Origin of the sequence: Brevibacterium sp. CS2, from assembly GCF_005280295.1 — a bacterium.
Taxonomy (GTDB): domain Bacteria; phylum Actinomycetota; class Actinomycetes; order Actinomycetales; family Brevibacteriaceae; genus Brevibacterium; species Brevibacterium pityocampae.
In genome coordinates this window covers 1,347,172-1,363,741 of the sequence record NZ_CP040020.1, presented here as the reverse complement: position 1 = coordinate 1,363,741, position 16,570 = coordinate 1,347,172, and the positions used below count along the sequence as shown (strand labels likewise).

Annotated in this window: 18 protein-coding genes; 7 read left to right on the top strand and 11 right to left on the bottom strand. The window is 71.3% G+C overall.

The genetic code is table 11. From position 1 onward, the window contains the following. Positions 1-38 precede the first annotated feature (38 nt). The 3 genes from cysS to FDF13_RS06025 form a co-directional block, all read right to left on the bottom strand. Positions 39-1,508: a cysteine--tRNA ligase gene (gene cysS, locus FDF13_RS06035; protein ID WP_137318880.1), complete on the bottom strand. Its 1,470-nt coding sequence runs from the start codon at positions 1,506-1,508 to the stop codon at positions 39-41. Between the two features lie 97 nt (positions 1,509-1,605). Then, a complete protein-coding gene (locus FDF13_RS06030; RefSeq protein ID WP_137318879.1) occupies positions 1,606-2,610 on the bottom strand; it encodes a Clp protease N-terminal domain-containing protein in 1,005 nt (334 codons plus the stop codon). Beyond that, positions 2,607-2,855 (bottom strand): hypothetical protein, encoded by a 249-nt coding sequence (locus FDF13_RS06025; protein WP_101653266.1) that lies wholly within the window; start codon positions 2,853-2,855, stop codon positions 2,607-2,609. Before FDF13_RS06025 ends, FDF13_RS06030 begins: the two co-directional genes overlap by 4 nt. Before the next feature lie 216 nt (positions 2,856-3,071). Between FDF13_RS06025 and FDF13_RS06020 the strand changes: the two genes are divergently transcribed. From FDF13_RS06020 to FDF13_RS06005, 4 genes are all read left to right on the top strand, one after another. After that, positions 3,072-4,163, top strand: coding sequence for an S-(hydroxymethyl)mycothiol dehydrogenase (locus FDF13_RS06020; protein WP_137318878.1), 1,092 nt, complete (start codon positions 3,072-3,074; stop codon positions 4,161-4,163). Beyond that, positions 4,163-4,840 carry an MBL fold metallo-hydrolase gene (locus FDF13_RS06015; RefSeq protein WP_137318877.1) on the top strand — a complete coding sequence of 226 codons (678 nt, stop codon included), beginning with the start codon at positions 4,163-4,165 and terminating at the stop codon, positions 4,838-4,840. The genes FDF13_RS06020 and FDF13_RS06015 overlap by 1 nt, the downstream gene beginning before the upstream one ends. Positions 4,841-5,208: 368 nt before the next feature. Then, positions 5,209-6,525, top strand: a complete 1,317-nt coding sequence (dctP, locus tag FDF13_RS06010; RefSeq protein WP_137318876.1) for a TRAP transporter substrate-binding protein DctP — start codon at positions 5,209-5,211, stop codon at positions 6,523-6,525. A 345-nt stretch (positions 6,526-6,870) separates the two neighbouring features. Then, positions 6,871-7,506, top strand: coding sequence for a hypothetical protein (locus tag FDF13_RS06005; RefSeq protein WP_137318875.1), 636 nt, complete (start codon positions 6,871-6,873; stop codon positions 7,504-7,506). 167 nt (positions 7,507-7,673) lie between these two features. Here FDF13_RS06005 and ispF read toward each other — a convergent pair whose 3' ends face one another. Genes ispF through FDF13_RS05990 form a run of 3 tightly spaced genes read right to left on the bottom strand, consistent with a single transcriptional unit; the run spans position 7,674 to position 9,432 of the window. Then, on the bottom strand, positions 7,674-8,186 hold the full coding sequence (ispF, locus tag FDF13_RS06000; protein ID WP_137318874.1) for a 2-C-methyl-D-erythritol 2,4-cyclodiphosphate synthase: 513 nt from the start codon (positions 8,184-8,186) through the stop codon (positions 7,674-7,676). Continuing rightward, entirely contained in the window at positions 8,183-8,935 is a 753-nt protein-coding gene (locus tag FDF13_RS05995; RefSeq protein WP_254668959.1) for a 2-C-methyl-D-erythritol 4-phosphate cytidylyltransferase, read from the bottom strand. Before FDF13_RS05995 ends, ispF begins: the two co-directional genes overlap by 4 nt. A 14-nt stretch (positions 8,936-8,949) precedes the next feature. Next, complete coding sequence (locus FDF13_RS05990; protein WP_137318873.1) at positions 8,950-9,432, bottom strand: CarD family transcriptional regulator; 483 nt, start codon at positions 9,430-9,432, stop codon at positions 8,950-8,952. A 283-nt stretch (positions 9,433-9,715) separates the two neighbouring features. On the opposite strand from FDF13_RS05990, the gene FDF13_RS05985 reads away from it, so the two are divergent. Then, on the top strand, positions 9,716-10,279 hold the full coding sequence (locus FDF13_RS05985; protein WP_137318872.1) for a hypothetical protein: 564 nt from the start codon (positions 9,716-9,718) through the stop codon (positions 10,277-10,279). 98 nt (positions 10,280-10,377) lie between these two features. Here FDF13_RS05985 and FDF13_RS05980 read toward each other — a convergent pair whose 3' ends face one another. After that, positions 10,378-11,058, bottom strand: coding sequence for a response regulator transcription factor (locus tag FDF13_RS05980; protein ID WP_137318871.1), 681 nt, complete (start codon positions 11,056-11,058; stop codon positions 10,378-10,380). Next, on the bottom strand, positions 11,055-12,338 hold the full coding sequence (locus FDF13_RS05975) for a cell wall metabolism sensor histidine kinase WalK (RefSeq protein ID WP_137318870.1): 1,284 nt from the start codon (positions 12,336-12,338) through the stop codon (positions 11,055-11,057). The genes FDF13_RS05980 and FDF13_RS05975 overlap by 4 nt, the downstream gene beginning before the upstream one ends. Positions 12,339-12,552: 214 nt before the next feature. On the opposite strand from FDF13_RS05975, the gene phoU reads away from it, so the two are divergent. Further along, complete coding sequence (gene phoU / locus FDF13_RS05970) at positions 12,553-13,248, top strand: phosphate signaling complex protein PhoU (protein WP_137318869.1); 696 nt, start codon at positions 12,553-12,555, stop codon at positions 13,246-13,248. 193 nt (positions 13,249-13,441) lie between these two features. Further along, complete coding sequence (locus tag FDF13_RS05965) at positions 13,442-13,864, top strand: LysR substrate-binding domain-containing protein (protein WP_137318868.1); 423 nt, start codon at positions 13,442-13,444, stop codon at positions 13,862-13,864. Between the two features lie 41 nt (positions 13,865-13,905). Here the strand turns inward: FDF13_RS05965 and FDF13_RS05960 are convergent, their stop codons facing one another. From FDF13_RS05960 to FDF13_RS05950, 3 genes are all read right to left on the bottom strand, one after another. Further along, positions 13,906-14,649 carry a phosphoglyceromutase gene (locus FDF13_RS05960; protein ID WP_137318867.1) on the bottom strand — a complete coding sequence of 248 codons (744 nt, stop codon included), beginning with the start codon at positions 14,647-14,649 and terminating at the stop codon, positions 13,906-13,908. Between the two features lie 87 nt (positions 14,650-14,736). Continuing rightward, positions 14,737-15,312 (bottom strand): YbjN domain-containing protein, encoded by a 576-nt coding sequence (locus FDF13_RS05955; RefSeq protein ID WP_254668928.1) that lies wholly within the window; start codon positions 15,310-15,312, stop codon positions 14,737-14,739. Next, positions 15,309-16,568: a glycosyltransferase gene (locus tag FDF13_RS05950; protein WP_137318866.1), complete on the bottom strand. Its 1,260-nt coding sequence runs from the start codon at positions 16,566-16,568 to the stop codon at positions 15,309-15,311. The genes FDF13_RS05955 and FDF13_RS05950 overlap by 4 nt, the downstream gene beginning before the upstream one ends. Between the last annotated feature and the right edge of the window lie 2 nt (positions 16,569-16,570).

The window sequence follows — 16,570 nt, the reverse complement described above, 5'->3', positions numbered from 1 at the left end:
TCGGTCGGTGGTGGGAGATCGGAGCGGGGTCGACGCGGTCAGTCGGCGAGCGCCCAGCGGAATCCTCCCGGAGTGTCCTCGATGGCGATCCCGGCTGCGGTGAGCCGGTCGCGGATGGCATCGGCGCGAGCGTAGTCCTTCTCCGCCTTCGCCGCCAGCCGTTCGGCGGCGAGCTCGGAGACGAGGGAGTCGAGGGCACGGGTCGCGGCGTCGTCCTGGGCCGAGGCGCTCGCCCAGACCGGCGAGGTCGGGTTGACCCCGAGGATGTCGAGCATGAGCTCGATCTCCGCGACGATCCGTGCGAGGCCGGCCCTGGTATCAGCGTCCGGCGCGGTGCCGGCCGTCTCGAGCTGCCGGTTGCCCTCGCCCACCCGGTCGAAGGCGACGGCGAGTGCGCGCGGGATCGACAGGTCCTCGTCCATCGCGGCGGCGAACTCGTCCGGCACGTCGACCACCCGGTCGCGGTAGCCGGCGGCGGCCTCGGGCACGGGCGGCGCGTCTTCACCGAGCAGCCGCCGGGCGCGGTCGAGGAAGTTCGTGAACCGTTCGAGCGCGGCCTGCTGCTGGGCGACGAGCCCGTCGGAGAACTCGAGCACCGAGCGGTAGTGGGCGGTGGAGAGGAAGTAGCGCACGGTGATCGCCGGGAAGCGGTCGAACAGCGCGTGGGCGAAGATCGAGTTGCCGAGCGACTTCGACATCTTGTCCCCGCCGACGTTGAGCAGCCCCGAGTGCATCCACACCCGGGCGAAGGGGTCCCCAGCGGCGCGGGACTGGGCGAGCTCGTTCTCGTGGTGCGGGAAGCGGAGGTCGAGGCCGCCGCCGTGGATGTCGAACTCGGCGCCGAGGTACTTCGTCGACATCGCCGAGCACTCGATGTGCCAGCCCGGCCGGCCGCGACCCCACGGGGTGGGCCACGAGGCGGACTCCGGGTCCTCGGGCTTGTGGGCCTTCCACAGCGCGAAGTCCCGCGGGTCCTTCTTCCCGCGCAGCGGGGCGTCGGCGGCATCGGACATGTCCTCGAGCCGCTGGTTGGTGAGCGCGCCGTACTCCGGCCAGGCGCTCGCGGCGAAGTAGACGTCGCCGGAGCAGTCGAGCGCCTCGTAGGCCAGCCCGGCCTCGAGGAGGCGGGAGATAAGTTCGACCATCTCCGTGATGTGGCCGGTGGCGCGCGGCTCATAGCTGGGGCGCAGCACGCCCATCCGGTCGTAGGCGGCGGTGAAGACCTGCTCGTAGTGGTAGGCGTGCGCCCACCAGGAGCGGCCCTCCTCGACCGACTTGCTGAGGATCTTGTCGTCGATGTCGGTGACGTTGCGGACGAGCGTGACATCGTAGCCGCGGTAGCCGAGCCAGCGGCGCAGCTGGTCGAACACCACGGCCGAGCGCATGTGCCCGATGTGCGGTGCGCCCTGCACCGTCGCCCCGCACACGTAGATCCCCACCCGGCCGTCGACGACGGAACGGAAGGGCTCGATGGTGCGGGTGGCGGTGTTGTACAGCTGAATGGTCACGCTCAGAGTCTAGCGAGAACCGCGGACAGGTCCGTGCGGGCGGTCCGGGCCCGAGGCACATGCCGGGGCCCGGCGCCGGCCCGCACCGCGCGCACGACTATTCGTCCTCGCCGCGCGCGCAGGCGTCGGACAGGAGCAGGAGCCGGTGCCGGGGCGCGAAGCGGAGGCTGTACCGGGCGACGAGCGCCCACAGCCGCGCGGTGCGGCCGTAGGTGCGCCGCGCGGTCTCGTAGAGCACGACCGTCCCGCCGGGGACCGGCATGAGCTCGAAGCGCTCGTAGCCGGTGACCTGATCGGCCGGACCGGGGACCTTTCCGTCGACCTCCTCGCCGCTGAAGACCACCCTCCAGGCGATGGCCCCCAGCGGGTCGGGCTGCCGGTCGACGCGGAAGACGCCTCCGCCGCCGACGATCCGCCGGATCTGCTCGGGGTCCTCGAGAACGGCCCGGACGCGCGCGGGGTCGGCGGACACGAAGTGGCTCTGCGCGATCGCCGCGGCGGGTTCGCCGCCGGGCCAACACCCGGGCAGCACCCGCGCCGGACGCGGGACGCCGGGGGCCGCGCGACGAACGCCGCGCCCGGTCCCGCTCACGGGTCCGCCCGTCGCGTCGGCCCGGAGTGCTGCGACCGATGCCCCGCAGTGTTCGATGATCGCAGCGATCCGGCCGGAGGGCTCGGCGAGGAGATCGCGGAGGATCCCGGTCTCGAAGTCGGCGCCCCGGAGGCGTCGCCGTCGGCGGCGCTCCCCGGAGGAGAACGGGTTCCAGCCGGGACCCTGGGACAGCACGTCCTGGGCCGCTCGGGACATCGGCAGGTCCCCCACCTCGCGGGCGGTGAGCCCCGCCATGTCGCGGACGTCGCGGACGGGCACAGTGGTGGGGTCGATGCCGATGTCGCCCAGACGCTCAGCCCTCACCGCGGTCACCGCCCGACGTGCACGCGCGAGGGTGACGCCGTGCGCGGCGAGGGTCTGGGCCGGTCCGCCGCCGGCGCCGAGGAGGCCGAGGAGCAGATGCTCGATGTCGAGCTCGGCACGGTGCTCGCGCATGGTCTCGAACCAGGCCGCGCCGCTGATGGACATCGCACGGTTGAAGGAGTTCATCTCTTGCCTCCGGATCGTCTGAGGAGTGCGGGGGCGACCCGCGAACGGTACTTGCGGTGAACCGCCTGCTTGGACACGCCGAGCGCATCGGCGATCTGCTGCCAGGTCATGCCCTGCCCGAGGGCGGACTCGACCTGCGCGAGCTCGAGGGAGTCGGTGAGGGTCCGCAGCTCGGCGACCGCCCGCAGACCCCGGATCGGGTCCGCGGTGTCGCCGGCGACGGCGGTGAGCGTTCGATCTGCCATGCTGTCAATATATGTTGACAGCTGTCGTTCGTCAACATCTGTTGACGCGTTGTCCTCCTCGCCGTCGTGGCGCCCGCTCCCATCCGGCGGTCACCGCACCTTCCGCGCCCCCTCACCAGTGCGCCTCGGCTCCGCACCTTCCGCGCCCCTCCCACGGCCCCTAGACTGGCGACAGACACATCATCGACCGCGCATGCTTGCGCGAACGGAGGCCCCATGCCCACCACAGTCAAGGGAATCGTCGCGATGTCGAAGGGAGCTCCGGTGGAGGTCACGGACATCGTGATCCCCGATCCCGGTCCCGGCGAGGTCGTCGTCGACGTCAAGTCGTGCGGAGTCTGCCACACCGACTTCCACTACCGCGAGGGCGGGATCAGCGACGACTACCCGTTCCTCCTCGGCCACGAGTCCGCCGGCGTCGTCTCGGAGGTCGGCGAGGGCGTCGATTCGGTCGAGGTGGGCGACTTCGTCGTCCTCAACTGGCGGGCGATCTGCGGCGACTGCCGCGCGTGCCGCCGGGGCGAGCCGTGGTACTGCTTCGACACCCACAACGCGACCCAGAAGATGACGCTCACCGACGGCACCGAGCTCGAGGCCGCCCTCGGGATCGGCTCCTTCGCGGAGAAGACGCTGGTGGCCGCCGGCCAGTGCACCAAGGTCGAGGAGTCCGACCCCTCCGTCGTCGGCCTGCTCGGCTGCGGCGTCATGGCCGGGATCGGCGCGGCGATCAACACCGGGCAGGTCACCCGCGGCAAGTCCGTGGCGGTCATCGGCTGCGGCGGCGTGGGCAACGCCGCGATCGCCGGTGCGCACCTCGCCGGCGCCTCGCCGATCATCGCGATCGACTTCGACGAGAAGAAGCTCGCGGCGGCGAAGGAGCTCGGCGCGACCGACACCATCGTGTCGAAGGACCTCGACGAGGACGGCGTGGTGAGCGCCGTGCAGGAGCTCACCGGCGGCTTCGGCGCCGATGTCGTCATCGACGCCGTCGGCCGCCCGGAGACCTGGCGGCAGGCGTTCTACGCCCGCGACCTCGCCGGCACCGTCGTGCTCGTCGGCGTGCCGACCCCGGAGATGGAGCTGTCCGTGCCGCTCGCGGACGTGTTCGGCCGCGGTGGCTCGCTCAAGTCTTCGTGGTACGGCGACTGCCTGCCGGACCGCGACTTCCCCATGCTCGTCGACCTCTACAAGCAGGGCCGCCTGCCGCTGGAGAAGTTCGTCACCGAGCGGATCTCGATCGACGGGGTCGAGGACGCGTTCGCCAAGATGGGCCGCGGTGAGGTCCTGCGATCGGTGGTGGAGTTCTGATGAGCGCGCGCATCGATCATCTCGTGACCTCCGGGACGTTCTCGCTCGACGGCGGGGCCTGGGAGGTCGACAACAACGTCTGGATCGTCGGGGACGACTCCGAGGTCATCGTGTTCGACCCGGCGCACTCCCCCGAGGCCGTCGTCGAGGCGGTCGCCGGGCGCACGGCGAGGGCGATCGTCCTCACCCACGGCCACGACGACCACATCCGCGCGGTCGCGGAGACGCAGCGGCTGCTCGGCGGTCCGCCGGTGCTCCTCAATCCGGAGGACCGGGTGCTCTGGGACATGGTGTACCCGGACACGGAGCCCGACGAGGACCTCTCCGACGGCCAGGAGCTCACCGTCGCCGGGGTCGCCCTGCGGGCGATCCACACCCCCGGCCACTCGCCGGGCTCGACGTGCTTCTACGCGGAGTCCGGGCTGTCGGCCGCCGGCCTGCCGGGGGTGGACGCCGCGGGCGAGATGCCGGTCCTCCTCTCCGGAGACACCCTGTTCCAGGGTGGGCCGGGCGCGACGGGCCGCTCGTACTCGAGCTTCGACACGATCATCGAGTCGATCAGCGAGAAGCTGTTCACCCTGCCGGGAGAGACCGTGGTGCTCACCGGGCACGGCGACGCCACCCGGATCGGTGAGGAGAAGCCGCACCTCCAGGAGTGGATCGACCGCGGGGAGTGAGCGGCCCGGCCGCGCCCCGCTGACGGCGGGGTAGCCCCGGAGCCGATGCCGCGACACCGCGCAGCACCGACACAGCGCAACAGTGGGGCTTTCGGACAAGAGTGGTGGCAATAGTGCCCCAACTCTCGTCCGAAAGCCCCACAGTTCTGCCGGGGGACTGCCGCCCCGGCCCGCGCACTCGTTTCCCAGGCCGGCACCCCGTGTCCAGCATGCAGAACGGCATCTTCAAAACTGAACGATCTATCGCTAGGCTCTCTTCAACGCACATCGGCGTGCGTTCCGGGCTCCCTCGCCCGGGCCGACCCCTCGGGACACGACGACCCTCGGGACACAGAGAAGCAGGACCGACGATGAATCGACTCAGGACCATGTTCACCCGGACCGGCCGGGGCTCCGTTGCCCCCACGTCCACCTCCGCCCGCACCCGCCGCGCTGTCCCCGCGCTCGCCGCCGGAGCCGCGCTCGCGCTCCTGGGCGGGTGCGCCGGATCCAGCGGCGGGGGCGGTGGCGGGCAGGGCGGCGGTGAGGGATTCGAGTACGGCGCCTCGCAGGAGGAGATCAACGCCGCGATCGCCGATCTCGACCCGGTCACTCTGACCTACCAGCCGGGCGCGAGCTCACAGGAATCCGAGACCGCGGCCAGCGCGCTCCGATTCAAGGAATACGTCGAGGAGCGTTCGGACGGAAAGATCACCCTCGAGATCGTGTGGGGTCAGGCGATCGCCAGCTATACCGAGCTCGAGGACGCACTCGTCGACGGTCGGGTCGATCTCGCGTTCCACGCCGCGATCTATTTCCCGGAAGAATTCCCCACGATCGACGCCTTCAGCAAGATCACCCAGTACTCGACCCCCGCGCCGCTCACGGGCGAGGCGATCTCGACGGCGATGATGGCCGAGCTCGGGTGGAACACCCCGGAGCACCTCGAGTCCTTCAAGGAGAAGGGACTCACTCCGCTGTCGCCGCTCATGAACTCCGGCGACTACTGGACCGCGTGCCGCGACACCGGCTCCTCGCTCGACGACTGGAACGGCCGTCAGATGCGGATCGCCGGCACCGCGCACACCGCGATCGCAGAGGCGCTCCAGGCGAGCCCGGTCTCGATGGAATACGGCGAGACCTTCGAGGCCCTGCAGCGCGGCACCGTCGACTGCACCTTCGTGCAGCCGCAGGTCGCCGGCTCGACCGGTCTGCTCGAGGTCGCCCCGCACGTCTCGACCTTCGCCGACTCCCGGGTGACCGGTTCGGCGACGGCGGCCCACGTCGCCGGCTCCTCGTTCGAGAACCTTCCTCTCGCCTACCAGCAGATCCTGTTCGATGGCGAGGTCGACCACTTCCACGGCATCATCCAGAGCACCCTGGATGCCCAGCGACAAGCGGTCATCGACGCGACCGAGGCCGGAGGCGAGTTCACCGACATGGACCCGGAAGCCGAGAAGGTCATGTCCGATGTCCAGGAGCAGCTCGTCGACGACCTCATCTCCGAGGGCCGGCTGCCGGAGGACATCCGCGAACAGATGGAGGAGTCCGCAGAGAAGTGGACCGGGGTCGTCGAGGAGCTCGGCTACACCGACGACGGGGAGCTCACCGACTTCGACGACTGGTACGAGCCCAACGGCGTCGACTTCCGCCCGCTCGGCGAGCGGGTCTTCACCGAGGCGGCAGCCGCCCACCGCCCGAGCTGAGCCGCAGCAGGGCACGAGAACGCACCTCGGCCCCGCAGCTCAGGCGACTGTGGGGCTTTCGGCGGAGAGTGGTGGCGCTGACGCCACCACTCTCCGCCGAAAGCCCCACTCTTGCGGAACAGGGTCTCTGCCGGAGCCGGCGCGGAACGGACGTGCCGCGTCCGAGGCGCCGGGGTGCGGGAATCCGCAGATCCCGCTCGCCCGGCGCCGGTCGGGAATCCTCCAGGGCGCGTGCGCGTTATCCTCGAGACCAGGCCTGTGACCGCCGACTGGGCCCGAGGTCGACTCGCCCGCCCCGGGCGTCGCGCCCCTCGCCCCGGGAGTCGCACGAGAAGGGATCGCGCCATGTCGAACGACCACCGCACCGAGAAGCACCCGCGTCACGACTCCGAGCACCCGCCCGTCACGACCGGTCGCGGCCGACCATCCGGCCCGTCCGCGCGCGCCGACTACACGCTGAGCCGGCACGAGCAGATGTGGATCACTGCGCAGGTCAATCAGCCGGGTTGGAACCTGTTCTACGGCATCGGCCTGCTCGTCGTCGCGATCTCGCTCGCGGTGTCGATCTTCTCCGCACCGCTGACCAGCGGATCCACGGCGATCGCGCTCGGCCTGTCCGCAGTCATCGCCGTCGGCGGGCTCATGCTGTGCCGGATGGGCTGGCGGCGCATCGCGCCGCTGCAGCGGTTGCGCCGCGACCGCGCCCCGCACACCACCCGGTCCGTCGAGGTGCAGGGCCTGCTCGGCTCCAATGCCCTGCGCCTCCTGCAGGACGACGGGCGCGAGGTGTCGCTTCGCGGGCCCGCACCCTCGACAGCGGACGGTGACCGGTCCGAGGCGCCGATCCCCGTGGGCTCGACTGCGCAGCTCTCCGTGTTCGCCCCCTACGACGAGCTCGGCTCCGCGCCGGCTCGGCTACTGCTCGCCGACGGCGACCACGCGATCGGCTGGATCACCGACGACGGCGCCGCCCGCTTCTGAATCGCCCGGCCCGCGGTCGGCAAGCCGGTTCCCGGCTCGCTCCTGCACGGGACGCAGGTTCCGCAGGCGCGCCAGTTCGGTCAGGCCGACTCGCGAGTCACCGTGGTGCGGTCACTCGGCAGAAACCGCACCGGAACGACTCCGGAACGTCTGCGCAGGTCCCGGGCTCAGCGCGCAGCGTGGACGAGCGCGGTGGCGAGCGCGGCGACACCGTCGCCCCGGCCGGTCAGCCCGAGGCCGTCCGTCGTCGTACCCGACACCGCGACCGGCGCACCGGCGGCGGCGCTGAGCGCGGCTTCTGCCTCGGCCCGGCGGGTGCCGATCTTGGGCCGGTTGCACACCGCCTGCACGGACACGTTCCCGATCTCGAACCCGGCCTCGCGCACCAGCCGTGCGGCCTCGGCGAGCAGCTCCGCTCCCGAGGCGCCGGCGAGCTCCGGCCGGTCGGTGCCGAAGTGCGCGCCCAGGTCGCCGATCCCGGCTGCGGAGAACAGCGCATCGCAGCAGGCGTGGGCCACGGCATCGGAATCGGAGTGCCCCTCGAGCCCGGTCACACCTTCCCAATGCAGTCCGGCGAGCCACATCGGGCGCTCCGGATCCGCGGAGAAGCCATGGACGTCGACCCCGATGCCCACCCGGGGCAGCACGGGACCGGGATTCACCGGTTCGTTCGCACTCATGAGGGGTCCTGTTCCGAGCGGATCCCGGCACCGTCGGCGAGGTGCAGGCCGGCGATCCGCAGATCGATCGGGTGGGTGATCTTCAGCGCACGCTCGTCGCCGGCGACGGCCTCGACGCCGTACCCGAGCCGTTCGACGAGCTGCGCGTCGTCGGTCGCGGCCGGGAGCGGGTCCGTGCGCTGCAGCCGGTGCGCCTCGCGGAGGACCGAGGCGGCGAAGCCCTGCGGGGTCTGCACCCGGCGCAGCGCGCCTCGGTCGAGGTCGCTGAGCAGCCGCTCGCGGGTGCCGGCCGGAGCCCCGGGCGCGGTGTCCGCCGCGCGCTTGACGGTGTCGGTCATCGGGAGCACGGGCACGACGGCGCGGGCCCCCGAGTGGAGCGCCGCGGCGACCCGGACGAACACCTCGGGCGGGGTGAGGCAGCGCGCGGCATCGTGGACGAGCACGAGCTCGGGGTCGCCGGCGGCGTCGAGCGCGCGTGCGACGGAATCGATCCGGTCCGCTCCCCCGGCGACGACGCGCACCCGGACGCCGTGCGCACCGGGAGCAGCGCCGTCACCGGCGAGCAGGGCATCGAGCATGTCCTGGGCCGGACGCACGAGCGCCTCGGGCACGGCGACCACGATGTCCGTGGCCGCGCCCGAGGCGAGTGTGCCGAGCACGCAGTGCTCGAGGAGCGTCCGTCCGGCGAGAGCGACGAAGGCCTTGGGGCGATCGCTGCCGAGCCGGGTCCCCGACCCTGCGGCCGGGATGATGACGCAGGTGCTCAGGACGCGAGGACCTCGTCCAGGAGGGCTTCGGCCTCGACCTCTTCCTTCTTCTCCGCCAGCGCGAGCTCGGAGACGAGCACCTGGCGGGCCTTGGCGAGCATCCGCTTCTCCCCGGTGGAGAGCCCGCGGTCCTGCTCGCGGCGCCACAGGTCGCGGACGACCTCGGCGACCTTGATGACATCACCGGACTGGAACTTCTCGAGATTCGCCTTGTAGCGGCGGGACCAGTTCGTGGGCTCCTCGGAGATCTCCGCACGGAGCACGTTGAAAACCTTCTCGAGGCCCTCTTCGCCGACGACGTCCCTGACACCCACCAGGTCGCAGTTCTCGGCCGGGACCTCGATGGTCAGATCCCCGTGCGAGACCTGCAGCTTGAGGTAGAGCTTCTCCACTCCCTTGATGGCGCGAGTCTTGATTTCCTGGACCGTCGCTGCTCCGTGGTGAGGATAGACAACGGTATCGCCGACCTGAAAACTCATATTTTCCTGTACCCCTTTCGCGGACCTCCAGTTTACCATGACATACACCACAGAGATCGCCGAGAATTCCCTCCACGTGTGGTAGGGTCCGGATTTCACCTGGTGTTCACCCTGGTGAGAGGTCCGGAGCGGGTCTGAACGGCAGTAGCGGAGTCACGCCCCGGCGACCGCCCGGGTGCCGTACGGCGTCCAGCCGCGCTCCGCCGGACGCCGTTCTACAGGGGATCGAAAACCGGGTACTATACAGAATGATTCTGTTGTGCCACTTCAAGGAGCTTGAACCGTGAAACGGCTTACCCGTGTCGCCCTGGCCGCCGCTGCCGCGGCGCTCGTCATCCCCGTCAGCGGCTGCGCTGCCCTGCTCTCGGCCCAGCAGACCCATGAGTACCGGTACAACGGCGGCGACGGCGCCTGGACGGACATCGAGGACGTCGCGGTCCGCGGTCTCATGCTCGTGGCGGAGGACGAGGAGCAGGCGAACCTGTTCTTCACCGTCATCAACAACTCGACCGAGGACGCCCAGGTCGAGATCTCGGTCGGCGACACCGACGTCAGCGAGAGCGTTCCGGCCGGCGAGACGCTCGTCCAGAACCCCGCGAACCCGGAATCCGAGTCCGAGCCCATCACCGTGACCGGATTCGGCGGCAAGCCCGGCTCGCTCGTCGACGTCGAGGTCAGCGTCAACGGCCAGAGCGAGACTGTCCGCACGCAGGTCGTCGGCACCGACCTGCCCGAGTACCAGGACCTCGCGCCCACCGGCGGTGCGAGCAGCGATCCGGCCGCGGAGCCCACCGGCGAGGAGACCGCCGCCGAGGAGCAGGGCGCCGGAGAGACCCAGGCACCCTGACGCACCTCCCGGACGCGGGCCCACGGCCCGGCGCTCCACCCAGCATCAGCAAGGCGGGCCCCCCAACCGGGTGCCCGCCTTCTGCGCTCCGTGTGCTCCTAGGCTTCGAACTTGTAGCCGAGCCCCCGCACGGTGACGAGCAGCTTGGGATCCGAGGGCGCGACCTCGACCTTGGCGCGCAGCCGCTTGATGTGGACATCGAGGGTCTTCGTGTCCCCCACGTAGTCCTGACCCCAGATCCGGTCGATGAGCTGGCCGCGGGTCATCACGCGCCCGGCGTTGCGGACGAGCATCTCGAGCAGCTCGAACTCCTTGAGCGGCAGGGACAGCTCCGTGCCGCGCACCGATGCGACGTGGCGGTCGACGTCGATCCGCACCCCGCCGGCCTCGAGCACGGAGTCGACGAGCGCGTCGGGCTCCGCATTGCGGCGCAGCACCGCACGGATCCGGGCGAGCAGCTCACGCGAGGAGTACGGCTTGGTGACGTAGTCGTCGGCCCCGAGCTCGAGCCCCACGACCTTGTCGATCTCGGAGTCCTTGGCGGTGAGCATGATGATGGGGACGTTCGACTTCGCCCGCAGGGTGCGACACACCTCGGTGCCGGAGGCCCCGGGGAGCATGAGGTCGAGCAGCACCAGATCGGCGCCGTTGCGGTCGAACTCGGCGAGCGCCTGCAGACCGTCCTCGGCGACGACCACCTCGTAGCCCTCCTTCCCGAGGAGGTACGACAGCGGGTCGGAGAACGAGTCCTCGTCCTCGACGAGCAGAATGCGTGTCACGTCGTCTGTTTCCTTTGCTCGGTGGTGTCCACGGGCGCATCCGCGGCCACTGGGGCCGCGTCCTGTCCCGCCTCGTGGTCCGGCCCGGGTTCGTGGTCCGGTCCGGTACTGATCAAAATACCCTGCTCGGCCGCCTGCTCGAGAGCGCGTCCGTCGTCGCCGCCGGCGATCGGCAGGAGGATGGTGAAGGTCGAGCCCTGGCCGAGCTTGCTCCACACCCGGATCTCGCCGCCGTGGGTGGCGACGATGTGCTTGACGATGCTCAGCCCGAGCCCGGTCCCGCCGGTCACCCGGGAGCGCGCGGGATCCACGCGGTAGAAGCGCTCGAACACCCGCTCCGTGTCCTCGGTGCTCAGCCCGATCCCCTGGTCGGTCACCGCGATCGCGATCCGGCCGTCGTCGAGCTTCGCACCGATCCCCACCTGGGTGCGCTCGTTCGAGTAGCTGATGGCGTTGTCGACGAGATTGCGCACCGCATTGACGAGGAGCTCGAAGTTGCCCTCGACGTACCACTCCCCGCCGCTCACCACCTGGAGCGTGATGCTCTTCGCGTCCGCCCGGGTGGTCGCGCGGTCGACGGCGTCCTCGATCACCCGGCCGATCGGGATGAGCTCGGTGGCCGCCGGCGTCTCGTGGTCCTGCACCCGGGAGAGGTCGATGATCTCCTGCACGAGCTGGGCGAGCCGCTTCGACTCGCGCTGCATGCGGGAGCCGAACCGGCCCACCGCCTCGGGGTCATCGGCGAAGTCGGTGACCGCCTCGGCGAGCAGGGTGATCGCCCCGATCGGGGTCTTGAGCTCGTGCGACACGTTCGCCACGAAGTCCCGGCGCACCGCATCGAGGCGGCGCGCCTCGGTCTGGTCGTCGCACAGGACGAGGACGAACGCCGTGCCCAGGGGTGCTACCCGGGCGTGGAGGTGGCGGGCGACGCGGGCGTTCGAGCTGCGCTGCTGCTCGAAGTCGAGCTCCTCGATGAGCCCGCGCATGCGCGCCCGGCGCACGACCGCGAGGAGTTCCGGGGAAGCGAGCTCGTGGCCGCGGACGAGGCCGTAGGTGTAGGCCGCCGGTGACGCCTTGACGACGTCGTCGCCGGCATCGATGACGATCGCGGCGCTCGGCAGGACGGCGAGCACCTCGGCGATCCCGTCGGGGAGCTCGCTCTCGGAGTGGAGGTCGATCGGGCTGCGGCTGCGCTCCGAGAACCGGAACGCGAGGATCCCGGCGATGCCGAGACCCAGCCCGATGATGCCCGTGAGGACGGCGACGACCAGAAGATCCACATGTCCAGCCTAGTCGCTGGACGGACGGCGGCGTCCGGGCCGCTGCGGCCCGGAGTAACATATGGACAGATGTTCACCTCCGGGCCAGGATCGGTTCACGCCGCCCTGGGACCGTGGGACACTGCCGGAGATCCGCACACCCGCCGTCGGCCCGGAATCATTCCTGCGAACGCCGCGTTCACGTTCGCAGCACCCTGCGAAAGGAAGCGTCACCATGCGCGAAGTCTTCAAGAACGAGCTCAATGCTCTCGCCGACGATCTCGTCACCATGACGACCAAGGCGGCCGACGCGGTCGAGAAGGCCTCCCGCGCCCTCGAGACCAATGATCTCGATCTTGCCGAGGCGGTGATCGACGGCGATGCCGCGATCGACAACCTCCAGCGTCACGTCGACCAGCAGGCGGCGCAGATCCTCGCCCTGCAGGCACCGGTCGCCCACGACCTGCGCGTCGTGATCTCCGCGCTCAAGATGAGCGTCGCGATCGAGCGGATGGGCGACCTCGCCCGTCACATCGCCTCGCTCGTGCGGATCCGCCACCCCCAGCCCGCGGTGCCCGCGGCCTTCGCCGACACCTTCGTCCTGATGGGGCGCTCGGCGGCCCGGATCGGCCACGCCCTCCAGCAGCTGCTCGACAACCCGGGTCTCGACTCGGTGCCGACGATCACCGCGATCGACGAGGAGCTCGACGAGCAGCACCTGCGGGTGTTCAGCATGATCTCCGAACTCGACTCCTCGGAGATCACGCCCTCGCAGATCGCCGACGTCACCCTGCTGTCGCGCTACTACGAGCGGTTCGGCGACCAGTGCGTCAACGTCTCGCAGCGCGTCGAGTACCTGCTCACCGGCAGCTGGGAGCCGGAGCTCTCCGCCAACGACGCGGCGGAGCAGCGCACCGAACCGCGTCACTGATCACCGCGCCTGCGGCACTCGGGCCGGCACCGCTCAGGCCTGAGCGCCGCAAGGATCCCGTCGCCCCGGCGGCTCCTCCCCAGGGAGGGGCCGCCGGCGTCGTTCCCGGGGGCCGTCTGGTGCATCCTTCTCGGTGCCGCTCGCGCCGCCGCCCCGGTCCCGCCTCCGCCGGCGGAACCGGAGCACGCCCGAGGTGACCGCGACGCCGAGCAGGATGCACCGCGGCCACCGGCTCGCCGGACGCGCCCGGGTGACGCTCGCCGACGTCCGGGCGGAGACGTGGACCTCGGCCCCGCGCAATGCGATCTGCCACCGCTGGCTGCTGAGCCTGTTCGCCGGCTCCGACGTGCAGCCGCGGATCGAGCACTGGGCGCTCGAGTACGACACGCAGCTCGCGTTCGTCACCCACGCCGGGGCGCTCGCGCTCGTGCCCCGGGTGGGGCGCCCCGAGCTCGGCCCGGGCCTCGTCGCCGTCGAGCTCGCCGACTCGACGATCGCGCGGACGATCCGGCTGGTGTGGCGCGCCTCGATGGACCGGGCCCCGGCGATCGGGGCGCTGCGCACGGTGCTCGGCGAAGTCGTGGAACACCTCGGACCCGGGGTCCGCGCGCTCTGAAGGAGCGGGCGGACCATCGGGTCCGATGAGGTGCGCCGGGCTCAGCGCCCCTGGCCGGCGACCTGCCCGATCGCGGCCTCGGCGGCCGCCGGGTCGAGGTAGGTGCCGCCCGGGTTGAGCGGGGTGAGGTTCTCGTCGAGCTGGTAGTGCAACGGGATGCCGGTGGGGATGTTGAGCCCCGGGATGTCGGCGTCGGAGATCCCGTCGAGGTGCTTGACGAGAGCACGCAGCGAATTGCCGTGCGCGGTGACGAGCACGGTGCGTCCGAGCTGCAGATCGGGCACGATCCCGTCGTACCAGTACGGGAGCATGCGGACGATGACGTCGGCGAGGCACTCGGTGCGCGGGATCGCATCGGCGAGGTTCGCATACCGCGGATCCCCGACCTGCGACCACTCGGAGGAGTCGTCGAGCACCGGCGGCGGGGTGTCGAAGGACCGGCGCCAGGTCATGAACTGCTCCTCGCCGAACTCCTCGCGGATCTCCTTCTTGTTCTTGCCCTGGAGCGCGCCGTAGTGGCGCTCGTTGAGCCGCCAGGTGCGCTTGGCGTCGATCCACGAGCGATCGGCGGCCTCGAGCGCGAGGTTCGCGGTGAGGATCGCCCGCTTGAGGCGCGAGGTGTGGAGCACGTCGGGCAGCAGCTCGTGGGCGATGAGCAGCTCGCCGGCGCGGGCGGCCTCGGTGCGGCCCTTGTCGGTGAGCGGCACGTCGACCCAGCCGGTGAACAGGTTCTTCTGGTTCCATTCGCTCTCGCCGTGGCGCAGGAGCACGAGGTTGTACGTCATGGCTGCATTCTTCCACGGGTGCGCGGCCGGGCGCACGCGGTTCCGGGGTTCGGGCCCGAGCATCCCGAAGCCGGGGCCCGGGGGCGTTCAGTACCGGCCGAGGAACTCGTTGTCGTCACCGGAGAGCAGGGGCTCGAAGGCCGCGAGGTTGCGGGTCGACTCCCCGCGTGCGATCCGCCAGGCCCATTCGCGCTTCATCGAGGTGAGGAAGCCGAGCACGAGCAGGTCGTTGAAGGATTCGTCGGCGGCGGTGAGGAAGCGGCCCATGAGCGAGTCGACGACCTCGGTGTTCCACGCCTCGCGCGGCAGCGAGGCGTCGAGGTAGACGTCGCCCAGGGGGTCGGTGGAGAACGCCAGCCCGCGGAGCTTCGAGTTCTTGTGGAGCAGCCAGGCTTGGAACCTCTCCCGGTTCTCGTCCGGGTGGCGGATGACGAAGGCCTGGAGGTCGACCGAGCGCGGCGAGCACCGGATCGACACCGTGGTCTTGAGCTTCCGTTCGCCGGGCAGGGTGACGGCGACGTGCGCCTCCCCCAGCCGGTCGGCCTCAAGGTCCTGCTCCCGTGCCCAGGCGAGCGCGAGCTCGCTCGCGTCCTCCGGGGAGAGCATCCGCGTGCCGCCCGCCGCGGTCCCGTCCGTCGTGCCGTTGTCCGTCGAGTCATTCATCGTGGTCCTCCACCTCTCGCCTCCGCGGTCCCGGGCAGGGCGTCCGGCGCGGCCGGCACCGCTGCGAGCACGGTCGCCGCACAGGTGCGCCAGTCGAACTCGCGGGCCCGCTGCGCGGCCGCTGCTCCCATCCGAGCACGCGCGGCGGGATCGCACAAGAGGGCCTCGATCCCCTCGGCCCAGGTCAGCGGGTCGTCCTCGGCGATGAGGAGGCCGGTGCGGCCGGCCTCGACGACGTGGGTGAGGCCGCCCACGGCTGAGGCGACGACGGGTGCCCCGCAGGCCTGCGCCTCGGCGGCGGCGAACCCGAAGGATTCGCTGCGCGAGGGCACGAGCACGAGGTCGACCGCCCGGTACCAGTCGGCGAGCACGGCGGCCGGCACCGGCGGCAGGATCTCGACCCGGCCGTGCAGCCCGGCGGCGTCGATGCGCGCGCTCACCGCGGCGGGGTCGGTGCCCTCCCCGGAGGCGGCCCCGAGCATGACGAGGCGGGTGCGCGCGGCGAGCATGGGGTCGAGCCGAGCCAGCGCGGCGAGCGCCTCGACCGCGGTGTCCGTGCCCTTGACGTGCTGCATCCGGCCGACGTAGAGGAGCAGCAGATCCGCGTCCTGCTCCCCGACGGCGCGGCGGGCGGTGTGCAGGGGCCCGGGGGTGAAGGTTGCGAGGTCGACGCCGGGCATCGCGGTGACGACGCGGGCGGGGTCCGCACCGAGCAGGTCGACCATGTCCGCGGCCTCCGCCTCCGTGTTCGCGACGAGGAGGTCCGCACCGGCGGCGATCCGCTCCTCGGCGTGCCGGCGCTGCGCGGGCTCGAGGGCCGCCCCGGTGTCGCGGTCCTTGACCGCGGCGATCGTGTGGAAGGACACGACGAGGCGCGGGCCGGGGGTGGGCGCGGGGGTGGGGTGCTCGGTGAGTGCGAGCCCGGCGAGCGCGGAGATCCAGTAGTGCGCCCAGATCAGCTCGCAGCCGGCGTACGCGGGGTGCGCGGCGAGTGCGGCGGCGAGGGCGGGCACGTCGTCGGCGAGCGCCGTCTTGTCCCGGGCGGAGGTGTCGAGCTGGTGGAGGCGCACCCCGGGGGCGAGCTCGACGGTGCCGGTGGTCGGGGCGAGCGGGTCGGCGGTGAAGATCTCCACCGTGTGCCCGGCGCGGGCGAGTTCGGCGGCCGTCGCCCGGACGTAGACATTCATCCCCCCGGCGTCGCCCTGACCGGGCTGCGCGGCGGGCGAGGTGTGGAGGGAGAGGACAGCGATGCGCACGG